Raw genomic sequence first — 24,179 nt, 5'->3', positions numbered from 1 at the left:
ATGACAGCCGCCGAGATTATCGCCCATCTGGGCCTGATGCCCCATCCTGAGGGTGGGCATTATCGGCAGACATGGGTCGGCGGCGGTGGGGGCGACCGCCCTGCAGGGTCTTGCATTTATTTCCTTTTGGCCGCAGGCGAGGTCAGCCATTGGCACCATGTCGATGCGACAGAGATTTGGCATTACCACGCGGGCGCGGAATTGATCCTGTCGCTCAGCGCGACCGATCAGGGGCCTGCGCGCGATCATATTCTTGGGCCAGACCTGACCCGCGCAGCGCCGCAGATCATCGTGCCAGAGGGGCATTGGCAATCGGCGCGCAGCACGGGGGATTACACGCTGGTGTCTTGCACTGTCAGCCCTGCCTTTTCTTTTGACGGCTTTACCCTTGCGCCCGCAGGGTTTGATATCCCGCGCGCCGCTGGTGGCTAAGGGCGGCTGATTTGCCCGCCCCCTATGGCCGCCGCCACGCCCGTGGTTGCAGGTGCAGAGGTGGGCAGCCCTGCCTGCACCCGCGCCGCAAGATAGGCAAAGGCCTGCGCCTCGAGGAAATCCCCATCAAAGCCCGCCACCTCAACCGCCACGACCTCTAGGCCCGTTAACGCGGCGAGGCGCGCCATAAGATGGCCATTCTTACGCCCGCCACCACAGACCAAAATCTGGGCAACAGGCTTGGGCAGATGTGCGAGACCTTCGGCGACAGCGCGCGCGCTGACCTCGGCCAAACTGGCCAGACCATCGGCCAAGGGCATCGTTTGCGCCTCGGTAAGAACCTGCGCAAACGTATCGCGATCAAGGGATTTTGGGGGCATTTTCAAGAAATATCCCTGCGCCATGACGCGTGCGACAAAGGCCTCGTTCACGCGGCCCGATGCGGCCAAGCCGCCGTCATTGTCATAGACCTGCCCTGTCCCTGACATCAGATCATCCATCGGCGCATTGGCAGGCCCCGTGTCAAAGGCCAAAAGCGCCCCTTCCTGTTCTGGGCGGTCATGGCTTGGATCAACATAGGTGATATTCCCCACGCCCCCCAAATTGAGAAAGGCCAAGGGCGCCGTGGCGCCCCTCTGTTTGGCAAGGGCAAAATGATAAAACGGGGCCAAAGGCGCGCCCTGCCCCCCCATCCGCATATCATTGCTGCGGAAATCCCAAATCACGGGGCAGTCAAAGGCCCGCGCCAAAACCGCGCCATCGCCCAATTGATGCGTGCGTCCCTGATCAGGATCATGCGCCAAGGTTTGTCCATGAAACCCTATAAGATCAAAGGGGGCGTTCAACGCCTGCAACGCCTCGATATGGGCGCGGTGAATGACCTCTTGGGCCTCTGCAAGGCCCGCATCATCGGGCCACTTGCCAAGGCAGCCCCGCAGCACGGCACGTTCCTGTGCGCTATAGGGGCGGAAGGCCGTTTGACCAAAACCAAGCACATGCACGCCATCGGTGTCCAAAATGGCAGCATCCACCCCATCTAGCGATGTGCCAGACATCAATCCCGCCACGCGTAGCCTTGGGTTGGCTTGACCCTTTCCCTTCATCCCCGCCCCCGTTATAGATCACCGCGCAGAGCATAAAACCGCTGCGCCTCGCTTGCCAAGAATGGATCACACCGCAATGACCTACCAGCCCAAATCCGACTTCCTTCAGATCATCCGTGCGCGCGGTTTTCTTGCGGATTGCACTGATCTGCAAGAGCTAGACGAAAAGCTGCGCGCGGGCGTGACCCCTGCCTATATCGGATATGATGCAACAGCAAAATCCCTGCATGTGGGTCATTTGCTGAATATTATGTTGCTGCGTTGGTATCAGAAAACGGGGCATAAGCCGATCACATTGATGGGCGGCGGCACCACAAAGGTTGGTGATCCCTCCTTCCGATCTGATGAACGCCCGCTTTTGGATGCGGCGGCGATTGATAACAATATCGCGGGCATGAGCCGCGTTTTCGCGCGTTATCTCAGCTATGATGACAGCCCGACAGGCGCGTTGATGCTGAACAATGCCGAATGGTTGGACGGGCTGAATTATCTGGAATTTTTGCGCGATATTGGGCGGCATTTTTCGGTCAATCGCATGTTGTCGTTTGAATCGGTCAAATCGCGTCTGGATCGCGAACAAAGCCTGAGCTTCCTCGAATTCAATTACATGATCCTTCAGGCCTATGATTTTCTTGAACTGAACCGCCGTTATGGCTGTGCGCTGCAGATGGGTGGGTCGGATCAATGGGGCAATATCATCAATGGTATCGACCTAACCCGCCGTGTTTTGGATCACGAGATTTTTGGCCTGACCACCCCGCTTTTGACCACATCAGATGGCAAGAAGATGGGCAAATCCCAAGGTGGCGCGATCTGGCTGGATGGCGAGATGCTGTCGCCTTACGAATTCTGGCAATTCTGGCGCAACACCACCGATGCGGATGTGGGGCGCTTCCTGAAACTTTACACCGAATTGCCGCTTGAAGAGTGCGAGCGGCTTGGCGCGCTTGCAGGTTCCGAAATCAACGAAGCTAAAATCGTTCTTGCCAATGAGGTGACAAGTCTGTTGCACGGGCGCGATGCCGCCGCCGCCGCAGAGGCCACCGCGCGCGAGGTGTTTGAAAAAGGGGGTATGGGCGATGACCTGCCCCGTCTCACGCTCAGCGCCGATGACATTGGCGAGGGCGTGTCGATTGTGCAGCTGATCACGCGCTCAGGCTTGGCAGGGTCGGGCAAAGAGGCCAAGCGCCTGATCGCAGAAGGCGGCGCACGGATGAATGACGCGGCCATCACCGATGCAGGCCTGATGATCACAGCCAGTGATCTGGCCACGCCCTTGAAACTGAGCGCAGGGAAAAAGCGCCACGCTTTGGTGGAATTGGGCTGATCCGTTAATCTTGGATTTACCTTGATCGGGCAGTCTTGCGGCTATGTTGCACAGCCTGCCCGATCTTGAGGATGCCCTACCCATTGCCACAGCGGGCTTTACCCAATCTGCGGGGTTTGAGCAGGCATTGCGCGCGCTCGGGCAGTCAGTTGCGCGCATTGACGGGCAGCTTTTCATAACGCGCCGATTTCCAATCCTAGGCCCCGTTGGCTATTGCGCAAAACCTGCTCATATTCCTGCCTCCATTCTTTCAGGCGCATCCCCGCGGGGCATGGCACATGTGCTCATCAACGCGGCCACCCCTGCCCAAGGGGCGGCCTTGGCCCGTGCGGGGTTTCTGCGCCTTGCCAAACCGCGCCACAGCTTGAGCGTGCCGCTGACACAAAACACCGCCGAGATGGTCGCGCGCCTGCATCCCAAATGGCGGGCCGCGCGCAAAACCGCGTTGCAGCGTGGCGCTGTGGCCCGCATTCGGCCCTTTTATACGCCGCGCGATGGGTGGCTTTTGGCCGCCGAAGCTGCACAGCGCAAAAGAAACCACTATGACGGGATCGCGCTGGCCCTTTTGGCCGAAATTGGCCGCAGCAAGACCCAAAAACTGCTTTATATCTGCGAGGGGGTGTCGCGGCAGGCCGCGTTGCTATTCTCACTTTCAGGGCATGAAGCGGCCTATCACATTGGATGGCGCAGCGCCGATTGCCCCTATGGCAGCCACCAGATGCTGCTCTTTGCGGCCATGGAATACGCCGCCAAGCGGGCGCAGCATTTTGATCTGGGGCTGAGTGAGGCGGATAGCCCTGGGCTTGCGCGGTTCAAACGGGGAACGGGGGCAACACTTTTGCCGCTTGGGGGCACATGAGCGCTCAGCCGCGCTTTGGCCCCTTTGCACCGCTTAGCGCGCCAGACGCAACAGCCGCGCGCGGGCGGGCGGAACGGCGGCAATCTCTAGCCCTGTGAACACATGCAGCGTATTCAAATCTTGATCAATCACGGCATGATCGCTGACCCACCCCCCCAACATCAAATAACTGCGCAAAAGCGGCGGCAGCGTTGCCATTGCCCGTTTCAGATCGGGTTTGCGCCGCAGCTTTGCCGCGAATGGAAACACATGGGACGACTTGATCTGAGGCCGCCATTTGGCGGGTGCGATATGGCGATCACGCAACAGCGCAAAGGCATCATGATAGGGCAGCGCATCCGTGCCGCGAAAAGACGAGCAACCAAAGAGCAGCTTGACCCCGATCTCATCCACATAGGCGGTCAATGCCCCCCATGCGAGACGTAAGATGTCCGGGTCATGCACCTCTGGCGCAAGACAAAAGCGCCCCATCTCAACCATTGGCCCGTCAAAATCGGACAGGGGCGATAAATCGTAAAACTGCGCCGAATAACTGGTCTGCAAGGCTGCCCCATCGGGCAGGCACATCAGGCGAAAGCAGGCGACCAATTCCCCCGCTTCCTGCGTTTCAATGAGGATATGGTCACAAAGCGCATCATAAGGATCTGCATCTAGACCCGCCCCATCTGCCCCACCGCGAAAAGCGCGGTGCCGCAGGGTTTGCGCGGCGGTCACATCGGCGGCGGTTTGGGCCATGCGCAGCCGATATTTCCCCGCCACCTTCTCGCGCATGATGCACCTATGTTACGCAGACAAAGGATTAATTGTTGGCGTTGACCAACTCACCCACATTGATGCGGCCAAAATTACCCATAACCTGACGGAAAATCGACACCTCACGGATCGAGCTTTCCGTAACGCGGCGCGAAATATCGACAATCTGACCATCGGCAAGCGTGTAGGTTTCCACATTCGACACGGTGCCGTTATCGGCAAAGGACACGGCCACGATATCGCGGCTTACAATCTCGGGCGCCCGCCATGCATAGCTGCGCACACGATATTGCGAATAGAACCATGTGGTTTCGCCAATCACGCCCTCACCAGCAGGACGGCCAAGGGTTTGCCCGAGGCTGTCGCGGGTATCTTGACCGATGGTGATGGCATCCAATTCTTCTTGCGGCGGGATAAAGCCGTGGTCACGGAAACTTTCGGTGCAGCCAGACAAAGCCAATCCAAAGGCCACTGCAATCACCGCTGCACGCACCCGCTTGCGCCCCATGCGTGCCTGCGTGCTGATCCGAAGTTCTGCCATGCCCATCTTCCTCACCCTAGCGCCAGCTTCCCTTCTGCGCTTGGGCGCAAACATTCAGGCATGGCGTCTGTCTTCATTTGGGCTTAACTTACAGCGACCAACAGAGCAAGCATTGCAATCGCGCGACCCTCATTTTCGAGGGGAAATTGATCAGAAACTTGAGGGGAGATCATGTCAAACGCCAGCCCACGCCCTGATCTTTTGGCTTTGGCCGAACTGCGCCGCGCAGGCGGCAAAACATTTGCCTTGACCCCCGATGCGGATGCGTTGCGCGAGATTGCAGATGATCTAGAGCTGCGTGCGCTGCGCAAACTGCGCTTTACAGGCAAAATTATGCCCGAAGGCAAAAGCGATTGGCGCCTTGAGGGGCAACTGGGCGCCACTGTGACACAGGCCTGCAGCGTCAGTTTGGCGGATGTGGTGACGCGGATCGATACCGATGTGTTGCGCCGCTATATCGCCGATTTCACGGCGCCCGAGGCCGAAGAGGCCGAGATGCCCGAAGATGACAGCATCGAGCCATTGCCCGCAAAAATTGACCTATATGCCGTGATGACCGAAGCCTTGGCATTGGCCCTGCCCGATTATCCGCGCGCACCAGATGCCGCAACCGAGGATGACGCCGCCGATTTGGTGCATATTTACAGCGCAAGCCCCCCCAATGCGGGCCCAGTTGAGGCAGAGGATGAGCCCCCCCAAACCGCAAACCCACTTTCTGCTTTGCAAGAATTACGGGATAAATTGGCGCAATCCCCCGCAGACAGCAGCAGTGCGGGCGCAAGCAAAAACACAGGCAGCCCCGCCAAAAACAGCGATAAATAACCGCAAACAAACGCAAACGCGCGGAATTTACCCAAAGGTCTATTAGGGCTTGCATAGGTGCAGAATCTTTGTATGTTCCCGCCCTCATTCGCCAATTGGATTTTATCCCAATTTTGCGCGCGTTTTTCGGGCAAATCACCCCATGAGCCGCGCATCACAGGTTGCCCTTTGGTGAAAAAAATGTGACAGAGATTTGAAACGTGACGATGGGCTGCCCCTGTTTGGTCAATCTTGACCGCGAAGCCCCTAACAAAACCGAGGTTGAGACATGGCTGTCCCCCAGAACCGAGTGACCCGCTCGCGCCGCAACCAACGCCGTTCGCATGACGCGTTGACCGCTGGCAATCCAAATGAATGCCCCAGCTGTGGTGAGCTGAAGCGCCCCCACCACGTCTGCCCGTCTTGCGGCAGCTATAATGACCGCGAGGTTATTGCCCAAGCAGACGAGATTGATCTCGATGATGACGCGGCCTAAGGGCCGCGCGTTTTTCCGAGGCAAGCGGATTTAAAAGTCATGACAGAGACATCCGTTCTGACTGGGCGTCAAGTTCCTGGAACGGTGCTATCGATTGATGCAATGGGGGGCGATCTAGGCCCCTCTGCTGTTGTGTCTGGCATGGCCAAAGCTGCACGTAAGAACCCTGATTTGCGGTTCATCGTGCATGGCGATGGCAAAACCCTGAACAAGCTGATTGCCAAACGCGGTGACCTAAAGGGGCGCTGCGACATTCGTCATTGTGACGATGTGGTCACGATGGATGCCAAACCCTCGCAGGTGGTGCGCCACGCCAAAGGCAGCTCGATGTGGAGCGCGGTTCAGGCCGTGGAAAACGGCGAGGCGCGGGCCGCTGTGTCTTGTGGCAACACGGGCGCGCTGATGGCGCTGTCGATGTTGCGGTTGCGCAAAATCCCAGGGGTGAACCGTCCCGCGATTGGTGTTTTGTGGCCTTCGCGCAACCCATCTGGCTTTAACGTCATGTTGGATGTGGGTGCTGATATCCGGGCCGATGCGCAAGATTTGTTGCATTTCGCCCTGATGGGCAGCGCCTATGCGCGCAGCGGCTTAGACCAATCCCGCCCCCGTGTCGGAATCCTGAATGTAGGCACCGAGGAACATAAAGGCCGCACCGAATTACACGATGCCTATGACCTTGTCGCCCGCGCCGCACCTGCGGCAGATTTTGAATTCGTGGGCTTTGTCGAGGGGGGGGATATCCCCTCTGATAAGGTCGATGTGATCGTCTGTGACGGATTCACAGGCAATGCCGCGCTCAAAACGGGCGAAGGCACCGCGCGTCTTATCCGCGAATTTCTGCGCGAGGCATTTGAATATTCAATATTGTCGCGCTTGGCTGCGGTGATGGCCTATAGCTCGCTCAAGAGGTTGCAAAAACGTATAGACCCCCGCCGCGTCAATGGTGGTGTGTTCTTGGGCCTGAATGGCACAGTGGTCAAAAGCCACGGCTCGGCAGATGGAACAGGGGTTGCAGCCGCAATCAAATTGGCGGCACGATTGGCCGCAGCGGATTTTGCAGATCAGTTGACCAAACGGATCGCCGAGGCGGAAACCGCAGCAGATCAGATCGTCCATGGGGAAGGGAAACAGGCATGACACTTCGCGCGGTCGCAACTGGAATTGGCCATTACCTGCCTGAGCGGGTTGTGCCCAATTCGGAGTTCGAAGCGCAAATCGACACTTCGGATGAGTGGATTCGCGCCCGCACAGGGATTGAACGGCGCCATTTCGCCGCCGAGGGCGAGACGACCAGCCAAATGGCAATCAAGGCCTGTGAGGCCGCCTTGGCGGATGCGGGCCTGTCTGCGGTCGATGTTGATGGCGTCATCGTTGCCACCTCAACCCCAGATCTCACATTTCCCTCTACCGCCACGATGGTGCAGCATGGGCTTGGGATGACGCAGGGCTTTGCTTTTGATGTGCAGGCCGTCTGCGCGGGGTTTATCTATGCGCTGTCCACCGCCAATGCCTATATCCTCTCTGGTCAGGCCAAGCGGATTTTGGTGATTGGTGCGGAAACCTTTAGCCGCATTTTGGATTGGGAAGATCGCGGAACTTGCGTTTTGTTTGGGGATGGCGCAGGCGCCGTTCTGTTATGCGCCGAAGAAAGCGCAGGCGCGGCCACAGATCGGGGCGTTTTGGCCGTTGATCTGCATTCAGATGGTCAATTTCGGGATCTGCTTTATGTCGATGGCGGTGTCTCGCAGACACAAACCACGGGCCATCTGCGGATGGAAGGGCGCGAAGTGTTCCGCCATGCGGTCGAAAAACTAGCCGAAACCGCCCATGCCGCACTCGCGCGTTCGGGCAATGCGGCCCAAGATGTGGACTGGATCGTGCCGCATCAGGCCAATTTGCGCATCATCACCCGCACCGCCCAAAAAATGGGGGTCGATATGGATCGGGTGATTGTGACCGTGCAAGATCACGGCAACACGTCAGCCGCCTCTATCCCCTTGGCTTTGTCGGTCGGGGTCGCGCGCGGCCAGATCAAAAAAGGTGACCTATTGGTTACCGAAGCGATTGGCGGTGGCTTGGCTTGGGGTGCGGTGGTTTTGCGCTGGTAAGGCGCTAAAATCTTGCCCTTACGTCACGGCGATTGACTCGCGCCGCAGCTTTGCTCATTCTGTGGCGGTGCTAAAACAACCCTTATACCGCTGCGCCAATGTCGGGAGGACATGAGCAATGAGCAATAAGACACTGACGCGGATGGATTTATCCGAAGCCGTGTTTCGTGAAGTGGGTTTGTCGCGCAATGAAAGCAGCGACCTTGTTGAGCGTGTAATTGAGTTGATGTCAGACGCATTGGTCGATGGGGGACAGGTTAAAATCTCGTCTTTCGGCACATTTAGCGTGCGCGCCAAATCTGAACGCATTGGTCGCAACCCGAAAACGGGCGAAGAAGTGCCCATTACGCCCCGCCGTGTCCTCAGTTTTCGCCCCTCGCATCTGATGAAAGAGCGGGTCGCAGACGGCAATAAGAAACGCTAAGAGGCGGGCAGGATGGCCAAATCCCCCGATGCCTTTCGCACCATTCGCGAAGTCGCCGATTGGCTTGGTGTCGCGGCCCATGTGTTGCGGTTTTGGGAAAGCAAATTCACCCAGATCAAACCTGTGAAACGCGCAGGCGGGCGGCGTTATTATCGCCCTGCCGATATGCGCCTGATCGGCGGGATCAAGGTGTTGCTGCATGATGAAGGGATGACCATTCGGGGCGTTCAGCGCCTTTTGCGCGAAGACGGGGTTGCGGCAGTCGCTGCGCGCTCGCCTGAGCTTGACCCCGATATGATGGTGGCCGAGGCGCAACCTGCCCCAAGCATTGCAGAGGTGGCGCGTGAAGCGGCCAATGAAAATACGCCAAGCCCCACGCCGCACCCTGCCCCCGCTCAGCCTGTGATGCAAGGAACCCCCCTGCCCATCGCTGATGGTTTGGCCGCGCTAAAGGCGCGCAAGACTGTGCTGAAATCATTGCCAGAGGCGCAATCCGCCCCGATCCTTGCACGGCTGCGCAAACTACAGGCGGGGCTCATGGCTGCGGCGCATGGGTAAAGCCTGCGCTTTGTCGAAATTCCTGCGCCCTAGCCCTTGCGCCACGCCATAAAATCGGTAGAAGAGCCCCATTCGGGCTATAGCGCAGCCTGGTAGCGCGTCCGTCTGGGGGACGGAAGGTCGCAGGTTCAAGTCCTGCTAGCCCGACCAGATTTTTGAAAACCGCTCTTGCCCTTTGCGGCGGGGCGGTTTTTTCTTGGGTAAAGGTCAAGGGAGGGTTCGCAATGGCGACAGATCAGACACGTGGCGTGCTGCCAGATCATCGGATTGAGGCGATGATCGCAGAAGGTCAGATCACGCTCACTGCCCCACCTGCGGAAACCCAAGTGCAACCCGCAAGTCTTGACCTGCGCCTTGGCCCCGTGGCCTATCGGGTGCGCGCCTCGTTTCTTGCAGGCAAGGGTGCGCGTGTCGCAGATCGGCTGGCCGAATTTGAGATGCATAAAATCGACATCAGCGCAGGCGCCGTGTTGGAGAAGGGCTGCGTTTATGTTGTGCCCCTGATGGAGGGCTTAAACCTGCCCCAAGATATCAGCGCCGTTGCCAATGCCAAAAGCTCAACCGGGCGTCTTGACCTTTTGACGCGCACGATCACCGATAGCGGCACAGAATTTGACCGCATCGCACATGGCTATAACGGGCCGCTTTATGCCGAAATTTGCCCGCGCAGTTTCTCGGTTCTGGTGCGGGCGGGCGCGCGGCTTAATCAAATCCGCTTTCGCCAAGGGCAAGCGGTTCTCAGCGATGATGAATTGCGCAAACGCCACGCAGAAAGCCAGCTTGTCTCAGACGAGACAGCTGTGATTGACGAAGGATTGGGGTTCTCCGTTGACCTCAAGCGCGAGAATAGCACCCTTGTCGGCTATCGCGCCAAACCTCATACGGGCGTGATTGATCTTGATCGTATCGGGGCCTATGACGCGCGCGATTTTTGGGAAGAAATCCATACGGATCAGGGCCGTATCATCCTTGACCCCGGTGCGTTTTATATTCTGGTGAGCCGCGAGGAAGTCTCAATACCGCCCGATTGCGCAGCGGAAATGTCGCCCTATCTGGCGATCGTTGGAGAATTCCGCGTTCATTATGCAGGCTTCTTTGACCCAGGTTTTGGTCACGGCCAACCTGCGCGCGGGGTTCTTGAGGTGCGCTGCCACGAAGCCCCCTTTGTGCTCGAACATGGGCAGGTGGTTGGCCGCTTAGTTTATGAACGGATGGAAAGCCTCCCCAGCACGCTCTATGGCCGTGAGATTGCCTCAAACTATCAGGGCCAAGGGCTAAAACTGTCCAAGCATTTCAAATAGGCGTCAGACAGAGCGCCCTGCGTAATGCACAGGGTGAGCTGCCAAACCTTCGACCTGTTCAGGGCTTAATTGCCCAAAGGGCAAAACCCATGTGTGGATCGAAAACACCATCGTCCCTGTAAGGGGCAGACGCAGAATAACCTGCCGCTCTGAGCGCAAAAATTCTGGTCGCCGTTCAGGGGTTTTGCGTGGCTGAGCCTCTGAGGCAGGCTGAAACAGGGCGGGGTTTTGATAAAAAAGCGCATTCTGCCGCCACAGCGGGTGATCCACCCGCACCATATCAAACAGGCGCTGCACGCGCTTGGCCATAACATCATCGTATTTTTCAACGGGAATATGGATCGCGCTCAAAGGGCGCCCAATCTTTTCAGCCAATGTCCAACTGGCGGGGAAACACAAAACCGCCGCACTGAGCAGATGCTCGCCCTGCGGGGCATCATGGGTGAGGATGCACAAATCTTCCTGAACAAGACGGGCAGCGGCGATCAACGGGTGATCGGCATCAAGATCAATCGCCACCCCATCTGGTCGGGTGATCACGCGGCCTTGACGCAGAAAGCCATCAGGCAGATGCGCGACCACCAGATCGCGCAATTCGGCACAGGCGGCTTCTGCGCCTGTTTGGCATTCAAACACCCGCGCACGATGCGACGCCAATAAATGATCGCGCAAGGCCATTTGTTCGGCATATCGCTCGTCACGGATCAGCCAATCCGACATCGGCACAGGTTGCACCCCTGGCAGGCGGCGGGTCGCCTCGGCCATCCAAGGCGCGCTTGGCAAATGGTCGTGCAAAATAGGGTCGGATAAGATCCTGTCTGAGATCATTTCACCTCGGCCAATCCCAACGGCAACATGGAGGTGGATTTGATCTCCTCCATCGAAAGCAATGCGGTGACGTTGTAGATTTTCACCTCTGAAATCAAGGCCTGATAAAAGGCGTCATAGGCGCGTGCATTGCGCACCCGAACCTTCAAAATATAGTCAATCTCCCCTGCAAGGCGATGCGCCTCCAACACTTCGGGGCGAGATTTGAGGCTGCGCAAAAACGCCTTTTGCCATTCGGCATCATGTTCAGACGTGCGGATCAAAACGAAAAAACACGCCTCAAGGCCTAAGGCATCGGCATCCAATTCCACAGTATGCCGTCCAATAATCCCCGCCTCTTTCATGCGGCGAATCCGCGTCCAAACCGGCGTCTTGGACGAGCCAACACGGCGCGCGATTTCATCTAAAGACAGGCTTGCATCCTCTTGCAGCACCGCAAGGATTTTTCGATCGGTCTCGTCTATTTGAACAGCCATCCGCAAAGCCTTTCATCCACAGAACAGCGAGGGGTTATGCGGCATTAATACCGAACATATGTCCCTATCTGCAAGGGGTATCTGCCAATTTTCAGGAAATTGTTCTATTTATTACGAAGTGAACGCGGAGTTTTGACCATGCAGCATTTTCCGATCTTCCTTAATCTCGCGGGACGGCGTGTAATCGTGTCGGGCGGCGGCGAATGCGCCTTGGCCAAGCTGCGCTTGCTGCTTAAGACCGAAGCCCGCATTTGGGTTTTTGCAGCTGACCCTGCCCCTGCGGTTTTGGATTTGGCCGCCACGGGCAAGATCACCTTGATCAAGCGTGCGCTTGCGGCGGGGGATGCGTTTTGTGCCGCCCTCTTTTACGCCGCGAATGATGATGATGCCGAGGATGCGCGCGTCATTCGTTTGGCCCGCGCGGATGGGGCATTGGTGAATTGGGTCGACAATCTCGAAGCATCCGAATTCATCACCCCCGCTATCGTTGATCGTGACCCCGTGACCATTGCCATCGGCACCGAGGGCGCGGCGCCCGTTTTGGCGCGGCGGATCAAGCGGGACTTGGAGGAGAGGTTAAGCCCTGCCCTTGGGATTTTTGCCCGTGTGGCGAAGTCCTTTCGCCCTCAGGTCGAGGCCTTGCCCGAAGGGGCCGCGCGGCGCGGGTTTTGGGCACGCTATTATGATCAACTCGCGCCACGGATCTTTGCAGCCGAGGGTGAAGCAGGTCTTGAGAGTGCGCTTGAAACCCTGCTGACGGAAAGCCTGACCGCCACCCCCCCTATGGGCGAGGTGCTTTTGGTCGGTGCAGGCCCAGGCGACCCCGAACTTCTTACACTCAAGGCGCGCAAAGCCCTTGATGAGGCCGAGGTGGTGATCCACGACCGCCTGATCTCGCCTCAAATCCTAGAGCTTGCGCGGCGCGAGGCGGTGCTGATTGATGCAGGAAAAACGGGCTTTGGCCCTGCGATGAAGCAAGAAGATATTTCTGCCCTTATGGTGGAACATGCGCGCGCCGGCGCAAAGGTGGTGCGCCTTAAGGCGGGCGATCCGTGCGTCTATGGCCGCTTGGATGATGAGATTGATGCGCTTTCTGATGCTGATATCCCATGGTCGATCATTCCAGGTATCACGGCGGCAAGCGCCGCCTCCGCGCAAATCGGGCAAAGCCTGACGAAACGGGGGCGCAATTCTGCGCTGCGATTTCTCACGGGCCATGATGTGGCAGGGTTTGCCGAACATGATTGGCGCGGCCTTGCGCGCAGTGGCGAGGTGGCGGCGATCTATATGGGCAAGCGTGGTGCGCGCTTTATCCAAGGGCGGCTTTTGATGCATGGCGCACGCCCCGACACACCCGTCACTGTGGTCGAACATGCAAGCCGCGCCGACACCCATGTCATTGATACCGATCTTGCACATCTTGCCCACGCCATTGAGGCCCAAGGCAAAGGTGCGCCTGCGGTGATCCTATATGGGCTTGCGCCGCGCGCCGCGCGCACGGCCCTCAACACTCTCAAAGCGGAGATTGCGTTATGAGCCGTGATTATTCCAAAATCCTGACCGCGAATGACCTGCGCCTTGGCGATGTCGTCTATTGGGCGGCCGACAAAAGATGGGCGCGGGACATCACGGATGCGGTGGTCTTTTCTGACAGCGCCACGGCCGAGGCTGCGCTTGCCGCAGCCTTCGCGCAAAGCGATCTGGTGGTTGGCCCCTATTTGGTCGATGCCATTACAACCGAAACAGGGCCCGCGCCTGCGCATTTTCGCGAGGCATTTCGGATGCGCGGCCCCTCAAACTATCCCCATGGCAAACAAGAACAAGCGCAAGGGTAAGGCAGATGTATCGCTACACTGAATTTGACGAAAATTTCCTGCGCGCCCGCAACGCGCAATTCCGCGCGCAAGTGGCCCGCCGCCTGTCTGGCGAATTAACCGAGGATGAGTTTAAACCTCTGCGCTTGATGAACGGGCTATATCTGCAGCTTCACGCCTATATGCTGCGCGTAGCAATCCCCTATGGCACGCTCAATTCAGCACAGATGCGCGCCTTGGCGCAGGTCGCGCGGCAATGGGACAAGGGCTATGGCCATTTCACCACGCGCCAAAACATCCAATTCAACTGGCCAAAATTAGAGGATGTGCCCGATATTCTGGACGCTTTGGCCGAAGTTGGCCTTCACGCCATCCAAACTTCGGGGAACACCGTGCGCAATGTCACCGCAGACCATTTTGCAGGGGCTGCTGCAGATGAGATTGCAGACCCCCGCCCCGTGGCGGAATTAATCCGCCAATGGTCAACCGATCATCCCGAATTTCAATTCCTACCGCGCAAGTTCAAAATTGCCGTAACAGGCAGCCCCAATGACCGTGCCGTCACCGCCGCCCATGATATCGGTCTGCGCATTGTCGCGCGCGAAGGCGAGATTGGCTATCAGGTCTTGGTCGGGGGCGGCTTGGGCCGCACGCCTATGATCGGCAAGGTTTTGGCAGAGTTTCTGCCCGAGGCTGATCTTCTGCCCTATATCGAGGCAATTGTGGCGGTTTATAACCTGATCGGGCGGCGAGATAATAAATATAAGGCCCGCATCAAGATCACCCTACACGAGACAGGCTTGGACGAAATCAAACGCCTTGTCGAAGAGGAATTCATCCCGCGCCGCGCGGCATTCAAAGGGGTTGATCAACGCCTCTTGGCAGAAATTCGCGGCCATTTTGCCCCCCCTGAGTTTATTAAAGGCGACAACGGCGCCCCAACCCTAAGCCCCGCTTTGCGCGCCTTTATCGACAGCAACGTAACGGCACACCGCCATGCAGATTACGCGATTGTGACGGTTTCGATGAAATCTCATGGCGCGACACCCGGTGATGCCACCACCGCGCAAATGGAGGTCTTGGCCGATCTTGCCGAAACCTATGGGCATGACGAGCTGCGCATCAGCCACGAGCAAAACGTGATCCTGCCCCATATCCCCCGCGCAGCGCTGCCTGATCTCTATCAGCGGCTGAAGGCTGTGGGTTTGGCCACGGCCAATATCGGGAAGATCTCGGATATTATCGCCTGCCCTGGCATGGATTACTGCGCCTTGGCCACGGCGCGCTCTATTCCTATTGCGCAGGAAATCGCCACGCATTTTCGCGATATCGGCCTAGAGGAGGAAATTGGCGCGCTGAAAATCAAAATCTCAGGCTGCATCAATGCCTGCGGGCATCACCATGTGGGCCATATCGGGATTTTGGGCTTGGATCGTGCAGGGGTCGAAAATTACCAAATCACCCTTGGGGGTGATCACACCGAGGCCGCCGCAATCGGCGAGCGCGCAGGCCCCGGTTTTTCTGCCGATGCGCTGATCCCCGCGCTTGAGCGTCTATTGCGCGCCTATTTGACCTTGCGCGATGGGGTGGATGAACCCTTCATCACGACCTATCGCCGCTTAGGGCTCGGCCCCTTTAAGGCCGCGCTTTACCCGCAGGAGGGCGTGCAAGATGTTGCAGCCTAGCCCCTTTGGCACAGTCGCCGAACGGGTGGCTATGCTGAACCGCCGCTATGACAAACATGGTGCCACAGCCGTGCTTGAGCATGCGTTGCGGGACGCAGATTGCGGGCGCGTGGCCTTGGTATCCTCCTTCGGGGCGGAGTCTGTGGTGTTGTTGCACATGGTGTCTGCGATTGATCGCACGACACCCGTTTTGTTCATCGACACCGAAATGCTCTTTCCCGAAACCTTAACCTATCAAAACGAATTGGCAGATCATCTGGGCCTTGAGGATGTGCGCCGCATTCATGCAAGCCGCACGATGATTGCGGCAAGCGACCCGCAGGGCGATTTGCATAAAACCAACCCCGATGCCTGCTGCGCCAAGCGCAAGACCGAACCGCTTGAACACGCCTTGGCCCCGTTTGACGCATGGATCACGGGGCGCAAACGCTTTCAGGCGCAAAGCCGCGCAGCGTTGGACTTCTTCGAGAATGAGGGCGAGATCAGGATCAAAATCAACCCACTGGCCCATTGGGCGCGCGAGGATGTGCAGGACTATATCACTAATAACCGCCTGCCCCGTCATCCGCTTGTGGCGCAGGGCTATCCGTCTATTGGCTGCGCCCCCTGCACGAGCCCCGTTGCCGCAGGCGAAGACCCGCGCGCAGGCCGTTGGCGCGGGCAAGACAAAGAGGAATGCGGCATCCATTTTGTGGATGGCAAAATCATCCGCCGCAACGTGGCGTGAAAGGATATATCATGAACACCACCCCCCATATTGTGGTCACCGATCAGGGCTTTACCCCAGAGGCGGCGCGGCCCGCAGAGATGGTTGAACTCAGCGATCCCGCCGCGTTTGACGCGGCCCTCCAGACACCGCAAGGCCATAGCGCGATCTGCATTCCCTTTGGCAGCTTTTCCGATGGCCGTGGCTTCACATGGGCCAAACGCCTGCGCATGGCGGGGTTCTCAGGGCGCTTGCGCGCTGCGGGTCATGTCATTGCGGATCAATACGCTATGGCGCGGCGCGCAGGGTTTGACGAGGTGGAAATCAGCCCTGATCTGGCCCGCAGACAACCGCAAGAGGCATGGGTGTTTCGGGCCGATTGGCGCGCGCATGATTACCAAAATCGCCTACGCGGCGAATAGCGCCTTTCCCTGACATAAATCAAAGTTTACAACTGCGGGCATATGCTAGGGCTGTGCCCATTCCGAATGATAGGCCAAAGTGACGTGACAGACGCAACATCGACCCTCCCCAAAGCCACCCCCACCCTGCCCGATGCGCAGCGCGTGACCTTTGTGAAACATTGGACGGATCGGCTGTTTTCCTTCCGCGTAACGCGGCCTGCAAGCCTGCGCTTTCGGTCGGGCGAATTTGTTATGATCGGATTGATGAGCGATAACGGCAAACCGCTATTGCGCGCCTATTCCATTGCCTCCCCCTCCTGGGATGAAGAATTGGAATTCTATTCTATCAAGGTGCAAGACGGCCCCCTGACCTCAAAGCTGCAACATATCCAAGTGGGTGATGAAATCATCCTGCGCCCCAAACCTGTGGGGACATTGGTGCATGATGCGCTGTTGCCTGGAAAGCGGATTTGGTTCTTTGCCACGGGCACGGGCTTTGCCCCTTTCGCAAGCCTCCTGCGCGAGCCGCAAACCTATGAAGATTATGACGAGGTCATCATCACCCATACCTGCCGCGAAGTGGCAGAATTGGATTATGGCCGCACCCTGATCGAAGAGATCAGGCAAGATGAGCTGTTGCGCGAATTGATCGGTGACGGGTTCGCGGATAAAATCCGATACTACCCCACCACCACCCGCGAACCGAGCCCCAAGATGGGCCGCATCACCGATTTGATGCGGGCAGGCACTGTGTTCGAAGATTTGGGTGTTCCGCCCCTCAGCCCCGAATGCGACCGCGCCATGGTCTGTGGCAACCTCGCCTTCAATCTTGAGATCAAAGATATGCTTGAGGGCTATGGTTTGGTCGAAGGGGCCAATTCCAACCCACAGCATTACGTTGTGGAAAAGGCCTTTCTTGACTGATTGCAGCAGCCAAGAACGTGCCCCCTTGAAAGCCCTTTGGTGGGCCTGTAGGTTAGTGCATCATCACTGTAAAACCACAGAAGGACAAAACCCATAGCCCGCAGACCCCACAACGCGCCGCCCAGCCGTGACACTGGCCCGCGCGTCAACGACCGTATCCGCTGCCCCGAAGTTCGCCTGATTGGCGCAGAGGGCGAGAATATTGGGGTGGTCACCCCAGAACGCGCAATGGAATTGGCAGATGAGGCAGGATTGGATTTGGTGGAAATCTCCCCAAATGCTGAACCGCCCGTTTGTAAAATCATGGATTTCGGCAAGTTCAAATATGAACAGCAGAAACGTGAAGCCGAAGCCCGCAAAAAGCAAAAGGTGATCGAGGTCAAAGAGGTCAAAATGCGGCCTGGCACCGATGATCACGATTTCGACCGCAAGGTGCGCGATGCCATCAAATTCCTTGAGAATGGGGATAAGGTGAAGGTAACGCTGCGCTTCCGTGGCCGCGAAATGGCGCACCAACAATTGGGCCGTGAATTGCTAGAACGTGTAGCCGAAAAGATTGAAGGCGTGGGTAAGATCGAGAATATGCCCAAGCTGGAAGGTCGCCAAATGGTAATGATGATCGGCCCCGCAAAATAATCTGGACGAGGGCATGGGCCTCAGGCCCATGGCACGAAAAAAGCCCCGCTTTCGCGGGGCTTTCTTTTTTTGGATTGTGCTGACCTTAAGCTGCCGCGACAGCCCGCGCGGTCAACACTTTGACCAAATGAGCGCGATAGGCGCCTGTGCCGTGCAGATCAGAGATCATCCCATCCGCCGAAGGGGCCGCTACGCCGTCAAGCGCCGCTGCGGTGAAATCCTTGGACAGTGCCGCTTCGGCCTCCGTCCAACGGAACACGCCCTCGCCTGACGCGCCCGTGACCGCCACGCGCACACCATCTGCGAATTTCGCAACAAACACCCCGACAAGCGCAAAGCGCGAGGCGGGCTGCACGAATTTTTGATAATTCGCCTTTTGCGGCACGGGGAATTTCACCTCGGTGATAATCTCGCCTTCTTCAAGGGCCGTGGTGAACATGCCTTGAAAGAAATCATCCGCAGCGATTTCGCGGCTGTTGGTTTTCACAACGGCCCCTGAGCCTAGCACCGCAGACGGGTAGCAGGCAGAGGGGTCGTTATTGGCAAGGCTGCCGCCAATTGTGCCACGGTTACGCACGGCGGGATCCCCGATATGGCCTGCAAGATCAGACAGCGCCGGATAAGATTTGGCCACCTCGCGTGCGACCTCTGCATGGGTTGTTGCCGCGCCGATGCAAATCTGGCCTGCATCATTGGTGCAAATGCCCTTCATCTCTTGAATGCCTGTGAGGCTGACCAAGGTTTCAGGCATGGCAAGCCGCGCTTTCATCGTGGGGATGAGGGTCTGCCCGCCACTGAGCGCCTGACCGCCTGCGCCAATGGCCGCAACCGCGTCTTTGATGCTGCTTGGGCGGGTAAAGTCGAAATTATACATATCCCGTTTCCTCTGGTTCCAAGGGGCATGGCCCCTCTTTGACGTTTATGGTGCGCGGGTCAGAGCACCGGCCCGCGCGTGTTTTCTTTAGCCCTGCATTGCTTGCCAGACGCGGTGCGGTGACAGGGGCATATCAATATGCGTCACGGCATGACCACCGCGGTTCAACGCATCGACAACCGCATTCACCACCGCAGGGGGCGAGCCGATTGCCCCCGCCTCGCCGCAGCCTTTCACGCCCAACGGGTTATGGGTGCAAGGGGTCTGACAGGAATGATCGACCTTGTAGAAGGGCAGATCATCGGCGCGTGGCATCGCATAATCCATATAGCTCGCCGACAAGATTTGCCCGTTCTCGTCATAGCTGACCCCTTCAAGCAGGGCCTGACCAATCCCTTGACCGATCCCGCCATGTACTTGGCCATCCACGATCATCGGGTTGACGATGTTGCCAAAGTCATCGGCGGCTGCAAAGGCCATGATCTCGACCTTGCCCGTATCAGGATCAACCTCCACCTCACAGGCATAAGCGCCCGCAGGATAGGTGAAGTTGGACGGATCATAAAAGGCTGTCTCCTCAAGACCGGGTTCGATCTCATCCAGCGGATAGTTATGCGGCACATAGGCGGCCAAGGTTACATCGCCCCAAGCCACCGATTTATCCGTGCCTGCCACTGAGAATTGACCATCTTTCAATTCGATATCGGCCTCAGACGCCTCCATCAAATGAGCCGCGATTTTCTTGGCCTTAGCGATGATCTTTTCCGTTGCGCGCACCATGGCAGAGCCGCCCACCGCCAAAGAGCGCGAGCCATAAGTGCCCATGCCCATTGGCGTGTTGGCTGTATCGCCATGCACGATTTCAACCATGTTTTCATCAATACCAATCATATCGGCCACAACTTGGGCAAAGGATGTCTCATGACCCTGCCCATGGCTGTGGCTGCCTGTCATGACAACAAGCCCGCCGGTGGCATTCACGCGCACAGTGGCCGATTCATAGAGGCCCGCGCGCGCGCCCAACTGACCGACCAATTGCGAAGGCGCAATACCACACGCCTCGATATAGGAGTTGATCCCAAGACCACGCAGCTTGCCGCGCTTTTTCGCTTCGGCAGCACGGGCATCAAACCCTTTGCGGTCGATCATCTCCATCAGCTTGTCCATGGTGGCGTTATAATCGCCCGTGTCATATTGCACGGCGACAGGCGTCTGATAGGGGAATTCGGTGACGAAATTCTGCCGCCGCAATTCCACAGGATCCACGCCCAATTCGCGCGCCGCTTTGTCAATCACGCGCTCAAGCTGGAAGGTGGCCTCAGGCCGCCCCGCCCCGCGATAGGCGTCCACAGGCACGGTATTGGTAAAGACCGCCTTCACATTCACATAGATCAGCGGGGTTTTGTAATTGCCCGCCATCAATGTGCCATGCAGCCACGTTGGAACCGAGGGCGCGAAGGTGGACAGATACGCGCCCATATTCGCATAGGTTTCAGTGCGAATGGCGGTAAAGTTATTGTCCTTATCCAAGGCAAGTTCGATTTTGGTCACATGGTCACGGCCATGCGCGTCAGACATAAACGCCTCAGACCGCGAAGATGTCCATTTCACGGGCCGTTTAATCGCTTTGGCCGCGAAGGTGCAGAAGGCCTCTTCTGCGTAATGGAAAATCTTTGAGCCAAACCCACCCCCCACATCGGGGGCAATCACGCGCAGCTTATGCTCAGGGATGCCAAGCACGAATGCGCCCATCAAAAGGCGGATCACATGGGGGTTTTGCGAGGTGGTATAGAGGGTCGATTCATCGGTGCCCTTATTATAATCACCCACCGCAACGCGCGGCTCCATTGCATTGGGGGCAAGGCGTTGGTTCACAAGTTCCAGCGTAGTGACATGCGCCGCGTTCTTGATCGCCTCATCCACCGCTGCGCGGTTGTCTTCGACAAAGCCCCAATCATAGCAAAGATTGTCGGCCAAATCGTCATGCACTTTCGGCGCGCCCGCAGCGACCGCCTTTTTCATGTCGATGACGGCAGGCAATTCTTCGATATCAACCTCGATGGCCTCGGCCGCATCGCGCGCGGCGCTCAGGCTTTCGGCCACAACGGCGGCAATCGGGTCACCCACATGGCGCACTTTCCCTTGGGCAAGGATTGGGTGCGCGGGCTCCTTCATTGGGTTGCCCTCGCGGTCGGTCACCTGCCAGCCGCAGGGGATGGTGCCCACCCCTTCAAAATCTGCGCCGGTAAAGATCCGCACCACGCCTGGCATTGCAGAAGCCGCTTTGGTGTCGATGGATTTAATCCGACCATGCGCCACATCCGAGCGCAGGAAATAGACATAAGCCTGTCCATTGAGATTGATATCATCGGTGTAGCGACCGCCACCCGTCAGAAATCTAAGGTCTTCGCGCCGCTTTGACGCGGCCCCGATGCCACTATCTTTTGGCATGGTCATTCCTCCCTTGGGTTCTGTCACGCCCACCTGACGATGAGGCAGGCCAATTTGTTTTGATTACCTACCCTCGGGCCTCCTCCGCCCGAAGGGGTGGCGTTTATTCTGCAGCCATCGCCGCGACATCTTGGCCCGAGGCCGCAAGGATCGCTTTGACGATGTTATGATAGCCCGTGCAGCGGCAGATATTGCCTTCAAGATAGGCGCGCACTTCGCCTTCGGTGGGCTTTGGGTTTTCTTTCAGCAAGGCAGCTGCCGTCATCACCATACCAGGTGTGCAGAACCCGCATTGCAGGCCATGATGCTCTTTGAAGGCTGCTTGGATCACCGAAAGCGAGCCATCAGGATTGGCCATGCCTTCGATTGTGGTCACCTCTGCGCCCGCGACATCCATCGCCAGAACCGAGCATGATTTCATAGATTTGCCGTCCACATGAACGGTGCAAGCCCCGCATTGGCTTGTATCACAGCCCACATGGGTGCCTGTCAGACCAAGTTTTTCGCGCAGCACCTCAACAAGAAGTGTGCGGCCTTCAACCTCGGCTGACATTTCCTTTCCATTTACTGATAGTTTGACCGTCGTCATTCGATCCTCCCTGAACGATTGCTGTTATCCAAACATGGATTTTGCCAATGGCAAAACAAAAAAATGCATTCGCGCCAATTTGCCCCCTCAAACCCGCGTGAGGGGGCTATCGTCTGCGTCCATCACGGGGCTGTGGCCGCGTGGGAATTTCCTTTAACAAGCCCCCAACCCCCATCGCGCCAATTTCTTCGGCGCTTGGCGGATGGCCACAGATAACCCGCTCCAACACCCAATCTGCCCCATTCAAGGCGGGACTGCGCGCGCAACCGGGCAAGCCTATGACAGGGATGTCTGCCAATGCGCCCAAAACCAAAAGATTGCCTGGATCAACGGGCATTCCAAACCGCGTCACCTGCCCCCCCGCGCCCCGCAGCGCAGCAGGCATCACATCATCAATGTCAGATGTGGCAGAGGCGGTGAGAATTAAGATCAGGCTTGACTTTGCCTGCGCAATCTCAACCTCAAGTGCGGCTTTGTCATGCGGGCAGATGTGGGTGTCTTTGAGGTCAACATGCAACGCAGCCAGACGCGCCTCAACCGCAGCGATAGATTTCGCCTCAAGCGCGGCCGCCTTTTGCCCCTCATGGCTCGTGAGGATCAGGGTGGCCGAAGAGATCTGCGGCGCGATATGGGCCAAGGCCCCACCACGGGCCGCCTCTTCCGCGGCTAAGAGCGCGGCCTCTGGCACGGCATAGGGAATGATCTTGATTGTGGCGACCATCATCCCCTTTGAGACACGCTGCCATGGCGGCAGGGTGGCAACCGTGATGCGGGGATCAATCGCATTCACCGCCGCGATTTTTGCGGCATCCACCGACACAATGCCCGCGCCGCGACTGCGCAGATTGACCCGCCCTGTAAAGGCGGCTTCAATCTCAAGGTCTGCATCGGCACCGCATAACGCATGCGCCAATCGCGCGGCGGCGGTGTTTTCATCGACATCGCCCGTCTCCATCGCGGCCACTGTCACCTCGGCCACGCCCGCGGCCTGCAGCGCCGCGATATGATCTGCCCCAAGGCGCGTGCCCTTACGGATCACCCCCCCTTCAACGGGCACGGAATGGGCCAAGATCGCGCCCATCCCTTCGGTTATCGGACGCGGCCCAAACCTCATGATTTGCGCAACCTTTCAGTGATTTGCGCCATGATCGAAATTGCAATCTCTGCAGGGCCCATCGCCCCAATATTCAAACCAACAGGGGCATGGATGCGCGCAATAGCCTCGGCACCAAAGCCTGCCTCGGTCAGGCGATCCACCCGTTTTGCATGGGTGCGCGTTGAACCCAAGCAGCCCAGATAAAACACATCGGCCCGCAGCGCGGCCATGATTGCGGGATCATCAAGCTTGGGATCATGGGTCAAGGTCACAACGGCGGTGCGGGCATCAAGCCCGATGTCATCCAAGGCCTCATCTGGCCAAGCATCAAGCAGTCGCACCGCCTCAAAGCGGGCGGTCGAACCAAAGGCCGGGCGCGGATCAACCAGCGTCACATCATACCCTGCCATTTGCGCCATTGGGATCAGGCTTTGCGCAATATGCACCGCCCCCACAACAACCATGCGCAACGGCGGGTTGTGGATTGCAATATAGCGCAAGCCCTCCGCATCAAGGCCCGATTTATCCTTGGCGAAGGCCTCGCTCAGATCGGGCGCTTCTGCGCGTTCTACGACATGCGGCGGGGCTGCGCCCGTGACATCGCTGATCAAGGCCACCGCATGGCGCGCCGCACGCGCCGCAACGAGATGCTGCAAGATGGCCTCGGGCAAGGCTCCGCCAATGGGCTGCAGCAGAATTTTAATCCGCCCCCCACAGGCCAAGCCCACAGCAAAGGCTGCATCATCAGAAACCCCAAATTCCAATAGCTTGGGCGCGGTTGCATGGGTGGCAAGCATATCCTGCGCCTCAAGAACCACAGCCCCTTCGACACAGCCCCCCGATACGGAGCCTTGCATCTCGCCATCGCCTGCAACCACCAATTGGCTGCCCACACGGCGCGGCGCGCTGCCCCATGTCTCCACCACAGAGGCCAAGACCGCACCGCGACCCGCGCGATGCCATTCAAGCGCCAATTCGGGCATATTTTCCATC

The 24,179-nt window shown here is 58.0% G+C and carries 27 protein-coding genes and 1 tRNA gene; 18 read left to right on the top strand and 10 right to left on the bottom strand.

The genetic code is table 11. The annotated features are described in order from the left end of the window. Positions 1 to 432, top strand: coding sequence for a cupin domain-containing protein (locus tag RYZ18_RS00650; protein ID WP_317655776.1), 432 nt, complete (start codon positions 1 to 3; stop codon positions 430 to 432). Here the strand turns inward: RYZ18_RS00650 and RYZ18_RS00645 are convergent. Further along, a complete protein-coding gene (locus RYZ18_RS00645) occupies positions 429 to 1,535 on the bottom strand; it encodes an anhydro-N-acetylmuramic acid kinase (protein ID WP_317654408.1) in 1,107 nt (368 codons plus the stop codon). The genes RYZ18_RS00650 and RYZ18_RS00645 overlap by 4 nt on opposite strands. A gap of 76 nt (positions 1,536 to 1,611) precedes the next feature. Here RYZ18_RS00645 and tyrS point away from each other — a divergent pair, with 76 nt between their 5' ends. Then, complete coding sequence (tyrS, locus tag RYZ18_RS00640) at positions 1,612 to 2,862, top strand: tyrosine--tRNA ligase (protein ID WP_317654407.1); 1,251 nt, start codon at positions 1,612 to 1,614, stop codon at positions 2,860 to 2,862. Between the two features lie 43 nt (positions 2,863 to 2,905). Further along, positions 2,906 to 3,721, top strand: coding sequence for a hypothetical protein (locus RYZ18_RS00635; RefSeq protein ID WP_317654406.1), 816 nt, complete (start codon positions 2,906 to 2,908; stop codon positions 3,719 to 3,721). Positions 3,722 to 3,754: 33 nt separating this feature from the next. Here the strand turns inward: RYZ18_RS00635 and RYZ18_RS00630 are convergent, their stop codons facing one another. Both RYZ18_RS00630 and RYZ18_RS00625 read right to left on the bottom strand, forming a co-directional pair. Beyond that, on the bottom strand, positions 3,755 to 4,492 hold the full coding sequence (locus RYZ18_RS00630; RefSeq protein WP_317654404.1) for a GNAT family N-acetyltransferase: 738 nt from the start codon (positions 4,490 to 4,492) through the stop codon (positions 3,755 to 3,757). 28 nt (positions 4,493 to 4,520) lie between these two features. Beyond that, complete coding sequence (locus RYZ18_RS00625) at positions 4,521 to 5,015, bottom strand: outer membrane protein assembly factor BamE (protein ID WP_317654403.1); 495 nt, start codon at positions 5,013 to 5,015, stop codon at positions 4,521 to 4,523. Between the two features lie 171 nt (positions 5,016 to 5,186). On the opposite strand from RYZ18_RS00625, the gene RYZ18_RS00620 reads away from it, so the two are divergent. The 8 genes from RYZ18_RS00620 (at position 5,187) to RYZ18_RS00585 (ending at position 10,703) form a co-directional block, all read left to right on the top strand. Next, positions 5,187 to 5,837 carry a DUF177 domain-containing protein gene (locus tag RYZ18_RS00620; protein WP_317654401.1) on the top strand — a complete coding sequence of 217 codons (651 nt, stop codon included), beginning with the start codon at positions 5,187 to 5,189 and terminating at the stop codon, positions 5,835 to 5,837. 268 nt (positions 5,838 to 6,105) lie between these two features. Further along, on the top strand, positions 6,106 to 6,312 hold the full coding sequence (rpmF, locus tag RYZ18_RS00615; protein WP_317654399.1) for a 50S ribosomal protein L32: 207 nt from the start codon (positions 6,106 to 6,108) through the stop codon (positions 6,310 to 6,312). Between the two features lie 39 nt (positions 6,313 to 6,351). Further along, complete coding sequence (gene plsX / locus RYZ18_RS00610) at positions 6,352 to 7,449, top strand: phosphate acyltransferase PlsX (protein ID WP_317654397.1); 1,098 nt, start codon at positions 6,352 to 6,354, stop codon at positions 7,447 to 7,449. After that, the gene (locus RYZ18_RS00605; RefSeq protein WP_317654395.1) at positions 7,446 to 8,420 is read left to right on the top strand and encodes a beta-ketoacyl-ACP synthase III; all 975 of its coding nucleotides are present in this window, start codon (positions 7,446 to 7,448) and stop codon (positions 8,418 to 8,420) included. Before plsX ends, RYZ18_RS00605 begins: the two co-directional genes overlap by 4 nt. 118 nt (positions 8,421 to 8,538) lie before the next feature. Further along, the gene (ihfA, locus tag RYZ18_RS00600; protein WP_317654394.1) at positions 8,539 to 8,844 is read left to right on the top strand and encodes an integration host factor subunit alpha; all 306 of its coding nucleotides are present in this window, start codon (positions 8,539 to 8,541) and stop codon (positions 8,842 to 8,844) included. 12 nt (positions 8,845 to 8,856) lie between these two features. Continuing rightward, positions 8,857 to 9,402, top strand: coding sequence for a MerR family transcriptional regulator (locus RYZ18_RS00595; protein WP_317654393.1), 546 nt, complete (start codon positions 8,857 to 8,859; stop codon positions 9,400 to 9,402). 73 nt (positions 9,403 to 9,475) lie between these two features. Then, positions 9,476 to 9,552: transfer RNA gene (locus RYZ18_RS00590), tRNA-Pro, on the top strand. Between the two features lie 74 nt (positions 9,553 to 9,626). Next, the gene (locus tag RYZ18_RS00585) at positions 9,627 to 10,703 is read left to right on the top strand and encodes a 2'-deoxycytidine 5'-triphosphate deaminase (RefSeq protein ID WP_317654391.1); all 1,077 of its coding nucleotides are present in this window, start codon (positions 9,627 to 9,629) and stop codon (positions 10,701 to 10,703) included. A 3-nt stretch (positions 10,704 to 10,706) separates the two neighbouring features. Here the strand turns inward: RYZ18_RS00585 and RYZ18_RS00580 are convergent, their stop codons facing one another. Next, positions 10,707 to 11,531 (bottom strand): DUF3445 domain-containing protein, encoded by an 825-nt coding sequence (locus RYZ18_RS00580; protein ID WP_317654390.1) that lies wholly within the window; start codon positions 11,529 to 11,531, stop codon positions 10,707 to 10,709. Further along, positions 11,528 to 12,007 (bottom strand): Lrp/AsnC family transcriptional regulator, encoded by a 480-nt coding sequence (locus RYZ18_RS00575; RefSeq protein ID WP_317654389.1) that lies wholly within the window; start codon positions 12,005 to 12,007, stop codon positions 11,528 to 11,530. The genes RYZ18_RS00580 and RYZ18_RS00575 overlap by 4 nt, the downstream gene beginning before the upstream one ends. Positions 12,008 to 12,145: 138 nt before the next feature. On the opposite strand from RYZ18_RS00575, the gene cysG reads away from it, so the two are divergent. From cysG to infC, 7 genes are all read left to right on the top strand, one after another. After that, the gene (gene cysG / locus RYZ18_RS00570; protein ID WP_317654388.1) at positions 12,146 to 13,543 is read left to right on the top strand and encodes a siroheme synthase CysG; all 1,398 of its coding nucleotides are present in this window, start codon (positions 12,146 to 12,148) and stop codon (positions 13,541 to 13,543) included. Continuing rightward, a complete protein-coding gene (locus tag RYZ18_RS00565; protein WP_317654387.1) occupies positions 13,540 to 13,842 on the top strand; it encodes a DUF2849 domain-containing protein in 303 nt (100 codons plus the stop codon). The genes cysG and RYZ18_RS00565 overlap by 4 nt, the downstream gene beginning before the upstream one ends. Positions 13,843 to 13,847: 5 nt before the next feature. Next, a complete protein-coding gene (locus RYZ18_RS00560) occupies positions 13,848 to 15,506 on the top strand; it encodes a nitrite/sulfite reductase (RefSeq protein WP_317654385.1) in 1,659 nt (552 codons plus the stop codon). Then, positions 15,493 to 16,233, top strand: a complete 741-nt coding sequence (locus tag RYZ18_RS00555; protein ID WP_317654383.1) for a phosphoadenylyl-sulfate reductase — start codon at positions 15,493 to 15,495, stop codon at positions 16,231 to 16,233. Before RYZ18_RS00560 ends, RYZ18_RS00555 begins: the two co-directional genes overlap by 14 nt. A gap of 11 nt (positions 16,234 to 16,244) precedes the next feature. Continuing rightward, complete coding sequence (locus tag RYZ18_RS00550) at positions 16,245 to 16,634, top strand: DUF934 domain-containing protein (RefSeq protein WP_317654382.1); 390 nt, start codon at positions 16,245 to 16,247, stop codon at positions 16,632 to 16,634. A gap of 66 nt (positions 16,635 to 16,700) precedes the next feature. Continuing rightward, positions 16,701 to 17,540, top strand: a complete 840-nt coding sequence (locus tag RYZ18_RS00545) for a ferredoxin--NADP reductase (RefSeq protein ID WP_317654381.1) — start codon at positions 16,701 to 16,703, stop codon at positions 17,538 to 17,540. 93 nt (positions 17,541 to 17,633) lie between these two features. Further along, complete coding sequence (gene infC / locus RYZ18_RS00540; RefSeq protein WP_411567085.1) at positions 17,634 to 18,176, top strand: translation initiation factor IF-3; 543 nt, start codon at positions 17,634 to 17,636, stop codon at positions 18,174 to 18,176. Positions 18,177 to 18,261: 85 nt separating this feature from the next. On the opposite strand, the gene RYZ18_RS00535 is transcribed toward infC, so the two are convergent. From RYZ18_RS00535 to RYZ18_RS00515, 5 genes are all read right to left on the bottom strand, one after another. Continuing rightward, on the bottom strand, positions 18,262 to 19,050 hold the full coding sequence (locus RYZ18_RS00535; RefSeq protein WP_317654380.1) for a xanthine dehydrogenase family protein subunit M: 789 nt from the start codon (positions 19,048 to 19,050) through the stop codon (positions 18,262 to 18,264). 87 nt (positions 19,051 to 19,137) lie between these two features. Continuing rightward, the gene (locus RYZ18_RS00530) at positions 19,138 to 21,501 is read right to left on the bottom strand and encodes a xanthine dehydrogenase family protein molybdopterin-binding subunit (RefSeq protein ID WP_317654379.1); all 2,364 of its coding nucleotides are present in this window, start codon (positions 21,499 to 21,501) and stop codon (positions 19,138 to 19,140) included. A gap of 103 nt (positions 21,502 to 21,604) precedes the next feature. Further along, complete coding sequence (locus RYZ18_RS00525) at positions 21,605 to 22,090, bottom strand: (2Fe-2S)-binding protein (protein WP_317654378.1); 486 nt, start codon at positions 22,088 to 22,090, stop codon at positions 21,605 to 21,607. 106 nt (positions 22,091 to 22,196) lie between these two features. Further along, entirely contained in the window at positions 22,197 to 23,204 is a 1,008-nt protein-coding gene (locus RYZ18_RS00520; protein WP_317654377.1) for a molybdopterin-binding protein, read from the bottom strand. Then, entirely contained in the window at positions 23,201 to 24,178 is a 978-nt protein-coding gene (locus RYZ18_RS00515) for an XdhC family protein (protein WP_317655774.1), read from the bottom strand. Before RYZ18_RS00515 ends, RYZ18_RS00520 begins: the two co-directional genes overlap by 4 nt. Between the last annotated feature and the right edge of the window lies 1 nt (position 24,179).

It is taken from the genome of Roseovarius sp. 10 (assembly GCF_033100315.1).
Lineage (GTDB): Bacteria > Pseudomonadota > Alphaproteobacteria > Rhodobacterales > Rhodobacteraceae > M30B80.
The sequence above is the reverse complement of the archived record's forward strand: the minus strand, read 5'-3'. Positions and strand labels throughout refer to the sequence as shown.